This is a genomic window from Neoroseomonas lacus (genome assembly GCF_014644535.1).
GTDB classification, from domain to species: domain Bacteria; phylum Pseudomonadota; class Alphaproteobacteria; order Acetobacterales; family Acetobacteraceae; genus Neoroseomonas; species Neoroseomonas lacus.
On record NZ_BMKW01000043.1, the window covers coordinates 1 to 5,728 of the forward strand.

3 protein-coding genes and 2 pseudogenes are annotated in these 5,728 nt (G+C 63.9%); 3 read left to right on the plus strand and 2 right to left on the minus strand.

Annotated features, from left to right (window positions below):
• A partial coding sequence (locus IEY36_RS30165) for an IS3 family transposase (protein WP_188973994.1) occupies window positions 1-629 on the plus strand: 629 nt, incomplete at its 5' end.
• Window positions 526-1,098: an IS5 family transposase gene (locus IEY36_RS30170; protein ID WP_188973996.1), complete on the plus strand. Its 573-nt coding sequence runs from the start codon at window positions 526-528 to the stop codon at window positions 1,096-1,098. The genes IEY36_RS30165 and IEY36_RS30170, both read left to right, overlap by 104 nt.
• 12 nt (window positions 1,099-1,110) lie before the next feature.
• On the opposite strand, the gene IEY36_RS30175 is transcribed toward IEY36_RS30170, so the two are convergent.
• Both IEY36_RS30175 and IEY36_RS30180 read right to left on the minus strand, forming a co-directional pair.
• Complete coding sequence (locus IEY36_RS30175) at window positions 1,111-2,175, minus strand: right-handed parallel beta-helix repeat-containing protein (RefSeq protein ID WP_188973998.1); 1,065 nt, start codon at window positions 2,173-2,175, stop codon at window positions 1,111-1,113.
• Between the two features lie 81 nt (window positions 2,176-2,256).
• A pseudogene (locus tag IEY36_RS30180) lies at window positions 2,257-3,328 on the minus strand (IS3 family transposase).
• Window positions 3,329-3,846: 518 nt separating this feature from the next.
• On the opposite strand from IEY36_RS30180, the pseudogene IEY36_RS30185 reads away from it, so the two are divergent.
• A pseudogene (locus IEY36_RS30185) lies at window positions 3,847-5,728 on the plus strand (hypothetical protein); the annotation flags it as partial.

The following is a 5,728-nucleotide window of genomic DNA, read 5'->3' on the forward strand; positions in this document are numbered from 1 at the left end:
TGCACAAGATTGAACGGCTGATGCGCCAGCAGGCACTTCGGGCACGACCGCGCCGCCGCGGCCTGCCCAAGGACATCGGTGAGTGGCGGCTGGCCGCCGTGCTGCCCAATATCCTCGACCGTCAGTTCGCGGAGCAGCAACCGAACCAGAAATGGGTGGCTGACTTCACCTACATCTGGACCGCCGAGGGCTGGCTTTACGTGGCCGTAGTGCTGGACCTGTTTTCGCGCCGCGTCGTGGGCTGGTCGATGAGCGCCAACAAGACGGCGCAACTCGTCACCGATGCGCTGGTCATGGCGATCTGGCGGCGCGGCAGCCCGTGTTCCGTGCTCCATCACTCGGATCGCGGCAGCCAATATAGCGCTGATCCGTTCCAGCGATTGATGGCCGATCATGGCATCACCTGCTCGATGAGTAGGTCTGGCAATGTCTGGGACAATGCCGCGATGGAGAGCTTCTTCTCGTCGCTCAAGACCGAACGCGTCAGGGCCCGGGTCTATCGCAATCGCGACCAGGCCAGGGCCGATGTGTCCGACTACATCGAGCGCTTCTACAACCCCAGGCGACGGCACTCGACCATCGGCTATCTCAGCCCTATGGAATTCGAGCGCTTGGCCAGTTCAGGCTAAACTCCGTGTCCATCGAACCGGCAGCAGGCCACAGCGCAAATCGGGGACTCAGAAACAGGCCATCGGGCGATCGCGCGGCGGCCTGACGAGCAAGATCGTGCCGCTGGTCGATGCGCTTGGGAACCTCGCGCGCTTCGTGCTGCTGCCGGGCCAACGGCACAACACCGTCGGCGTGCCGCCACTGATCGAGGGCGTAGTGTTCGGCGCCCTGCTGGGCGACCGCGCCTTCAATGTCGATTGGCTGCGCGTCGAACTCGACGTACGCGGCGCCGCCGCCGTGATACGGCCGAAATCCAATCGCAAGGCCGCGATCGACTACGACAAAGACATCGACCGCTGGCGGCACCGGATCGAGAATTGCTTCGCCAAACTCGAGGAGTTCCGTGCCGTCGCCACCCGCTACTGCAAGACCGACACCAGCTTTCGTGCCGCCATCAGTCTCGCCGCCGCGGTGATCGCAACGCGGTAATGTCAACAGTCCCTAGGCGGCCGTCACGTCCTGACGGATGGTCCGCAAAACCTGCACAAACTGCCGCGCGAACACGCGCATCTGGTTCCATGCAACCCGGAGCCATTGCCTAGCTGCATACCACCAGGCACCCTGCATCGTTGCTACAAGACTGCCGGGTTCTACGTCGTTCTGTGACAACTCCATGCTCTGGCCGGACCAATTGACCAGAAGCTGGCCATGGCCTTCGAGCCTATTACCCGTGACGATAAGCCGTTGTTGGATGCGGGGGGGGAGGGCGAGGATAGCTGCTCGATAGCCACGCGGCCCCGCACCGGCCTCGATTCGGTTGGAAATGGCGCGAAGGGCGCCTTCAACAGTCACAGTTGCACTTTCCATCTCGGCCCCGGCATCAATGTTGCAGCCTTCTAAGCCGGTCCAGGCGGCGGCTGACAGAACCGCACCTTTTCCGCGCCCGCCCTCGAACACCGTGTTTCGAATGACTAGAGCTTGCAGGGCACCCACACGCACGGCGGCACTCGGAGTGCTTCCCGGCATCGCGCCATTGTTGCGAAAGATACTTTGCTCGATGCGCAGCACGCCACCCATGGCGCCTGGCGCGAAGATGCCGTCCTGGTTGTTCTCTATGAGGAGGCGATTGAGCGACAGGTCTCTGCCCTCGGCTCGGATCGCGGCGCCATGCCCTTCGAAATGCCGTGCACGCGCCAGTGTGAGGTTAAGGATGCGGACGTTGCTACCCACGATGACGAAGATTGCCTTGCCGTCGCAGACACGGTCAGTGACGCGCGTCGATTCGCCGCTTCCTTCAATGGTGAGATCGTCGGCCCGCCAGACCGCGCAGTCATAGTATGTGCCGGGCATAATCCGCACGGTGTCGCCGGATTGAGCGATGGTTGCCGCCTCGCTCGGTTGCTGGAAGCGAAGTCCGGGACCGACGATCAATTCGGCAGCCGAGGCCGCCATGGAGATCACCTGCAGCGCGCAGCAAATCGCGCCCGCCCTTACCACGGATTGGCTGCGGGGTCGTAAAGCGTCGACGTTGTGTGCTGAAGTTTCGATCGGAGGTGGGTGCACCATGTGGCCTGTCCCCATGGGGTAGTCCGGGGTGAAACTCAATGAATCGTCGGCTTGATCCTGCTCCCAACTCTGGTCCGGGGCCTAGGCAACTTCTCGGGCGTGTTGAGCCTGCTCGGCGAACGCCTGCGGGGTCAAGTTCCGCAATGACCCATGCGGCCGTTCCTCGTTGTATTCGCGTCGCCATGCCTCCAGCCGCTCCCGCGCGTCGGCCAGCGACAGGAACCACGAGGCGTTCAAACATTCGGCCCGCAGCCGGCTGTTGAACGCTTCGATATGCGCATTGTCCGTTGGTTTTCCGGGACGCGCGAAGGCGATCTCCGCCCCGTTCAGGTGCGCCCACTGGTCCAGCATCCGTCCGGCAAAATTCCGGCCCGTTGTCGACCTTCAGCGTCTTCGGCCGCCCCCATTCGCGCGCCTGGGGATCGAGCTCCTGCACCACGTCGAACGCCCGGAAGCTCACTCTCGGCACGATCGTGAGCGCCTCTCGCGTGTGGGCATCGAGCACCGCCAGGATCCGGATCGGCCGGCCGTCGAACAACTGGTCGGCGACGAAGTCCATCGACCAGATCTCGTTTGACGCCGTCGCGCCCGGCCGCCCCACCCGGTACCGCCACGCCCGCTTGCGCCGCGGCACCTTGGACCGGATCGTCAGGCCTTCCTCGCTGTACAGGCGATACACGCGCTTCGCGTTCACCGGCCAGCCCTCCCGTCGCAGCAGCACATGCAGTCGTCGGTAGCCGTAGCGCACCCGGCTCGCCGCCAGGTCCCGCAGCCGGACGCGCAACTCTGTCTGCGGATCCTGCCGCGAGCAGCAGCGCTGCGACGACCGATGGAACCCCGTGGCATGGCAGGCCCGCCGCTCGCCGATCGCGTAGGCGCCCCGCAGGTGGCGCACCACGTCGCGGCGCACGGCGGGCCTCACCACTTTCGCCGAAGCACGTCCTGCAACATGCTCTTGTCGAGCGTGATCCGCCACCAGCCGCTTCAGCCGTCGGGTCTCCACCACGCCCATCCCGGCGAACTGCTTCTTCCACCGGTAGAACGTCGGCTCCGACACCCCGAGCTTGCGGCAGATATCTTCCACCGCCGCCCCACTCTCCGCCTGCCGCAGCACAAAGGCGATCTGCTCCTCCGAATACCGCTTCCTCTTCATGGCACTCTTCCTCCTCGGTCAGAGTGCCCGAAAAAGTTGCCCTCCCGATGGGCCACTTCTCAGCGGGCAGGCCACGGCCAGCTACCTGATCGATGTACCGAATGGCGGCTCGGTACTCATCGAGGGAAACCGCTGTCGAAAGATGCACGAAGCGGCAACCGCAGTGCGGCGATCAGCGTCGGCGCGGAGGGCGCTGATTGGGAGGCGCCCGAAACTCTGATCAAAAATAACGCGTTCGTGAATGAAAGCCGCCATCGGACTGCCTTCGTTGCCTACGATACGGCAACCCAGCGCTTCTACGGAGGAATCGCCTCTCGGGGCCGGTTTTACCGGTGCCCGGCGAGGGTCGTGTCAGCACCCCTCCCTGATCCGCGCGTTGAATACCGTTAACTTGCCATTAACGTGTGTCGCTGCTAGCAACCACACGCATCGCGTGTAGCGGTCTTCCGTATTGCGTCAATAAATACGGGAACTGTCTACCACAGCGCGACTGCACTGCGCCGCTGACAGCACCTTCGATGGTGCTCGATGCAGCAGCCAGTATCGCAACGCAGGCCGAGGGGCGGGCTGCGGCGTGTTCAATCAGAACTCAGGGGGCTGATTTCATGGCGACTCTCAATGTTGGAAGCGGGCAGACGTATGCGACGCTGTCGGCCGCGGTGGCGGCATCGCGGGACGGCGATGTGATCGCCGTTCAGGCCGGTACCTACGTCAACGACTTCGCCACCATCCGAACGGACATCACCGTTGTTGGCGTCGGCGGCATGGCGAATTTCGTCGCGACCGTGCCGCCGCCGAATGGCAAGGCGATTTTCGTCACGCAGGCGGACGTGACCATACAGAATCTCAGCTTCTCGGGCGCCGCGGTATCGGACCTGAACGGCGCCGGGATTCGTCATGAGGCAGGAAACCTGACCGTCATCGACAGCTATTTTCACGACAACCAGGACGGCATCCTCGCGCCCGCGGGCGGAACCGTGCGGATCACCGGTTCGGAATTTGCGAACAACGGCGCTGGCGACGGGTACTCCCACAACATCTATGTCGGGACCGTCACAGCACTGATCATCGATGACAGCTACTTCCACGACGCGGACGTCGGTCACCAGATCAAGAGTCGCGCGCAATCCACCACCATCACCAATTCGCGCATCTATGACGGCACCGGCACGGGTAGCTACAGCATCGATATCCCGAACGGCGGCGTTGCCGTCATCCAGAACAACGTCATCGAGCAGGGCGTGAATTCGGCCAATCCGGCGATCATCCACTACGGTGGTGAAAGCGCGGCCTATGCCGGCTCCAGCCTTACCGTCTCCGGCAATGTCGTCGTCAACGACATGACCAGCAGTTCCAGCGTGCGGATGGTGTTGAACGCCACCACGGTGACGGCGGCAATCTCCAACAATGATGTCTATGGGCTGACCTCTGGACAGATCGTGTCTGGCCCAGGCACCACCTCCGGCACAAGCTATCTGTCTGCACGACCCACGCTCGATACCAGCGCACCCTGGCTCGATGGCGGCACCGACCCTGTACCGCCGGTTGAAGTTGGCACGGCTGGGCCTGACACGCTGATCGGCACGTCTGGTGCGGACACGATGTCCGGCGCTGCCGGCAATGACGAGTACATCGTGAACCACGCCGGTGACGTCGTGACCGAGGGCTCCGGTGGCGGAACCGACCACGTCACCGCCAGCGTCGACTTCACGCTACCCGCCTATGTCGAGGACCTCACCCTGGTCGGCTCTGCGCGGTACGGCACCGGCAATGCGCTCGCCAATGTCATCTCCGGCAGCGGCGCGAACGACGTGCTGGCCGGCCTTGGCGGCAACGACACCCTCATCGGCGGGGGCGGGGCCGACCTTCTCAATGGCGGCGACGACACCGACAGGCTGGTCGGCGCTGCCGGCAATGACACGCTGCTCGGTGGCGCCGGCGACGACATTCTCGTCGGCTGGTCAGGTGCCGATTCCCTCGTCGGTGGCGCCGGCAACGATCGCTACGAGGGGTTGGACAGCGCATCCGACATCGTGGTCGAAGGCGCGAACGGCGGTACCGATGTGGTGACCTCCAACATCAGCTACACGCTCACGGCGAATGTCGAGACGTTGTGGCTGCTCGGCACGCAGGCACTGAACGGCACGGGCAACGACATGGCCAATGTGATCAGGGGCAATGACGCGGCCAACGTGCTGAGTGGCCTCGGCGGCGAGGACTACCTGGTGGGCGGCAACGGCAACGACACGCTGCTGGGCGGCGATGGCAACGACGATCTCGTCGGCGGAGCGGGCGCCGATTCCCTCATCGGCGGCGCCGGCAACGACCGCTACATTGGGTTGGACAGCGCATCCGACATCGTGGTCGAAGGCGCGAATGGCGGCACCGATGCGGTGACGT

Bases quoted from the DNA above. Each gene is read 5' to 3' on its own strand.
- IEY36_RS30170 (WP_188973996.1), top strand. From the start codon at position 526: ATGTGTCCGACTACATCGAGCGCTTCTACAACCCCAGGCGACGGCACT.
- IEY36_RS30175 (WP_188973998.1), bottom strand. From the start codon at position 2,175: ATGGTGCACCCACCTCCGATCGAAACTTCAGCACACAACGTCGACGCT.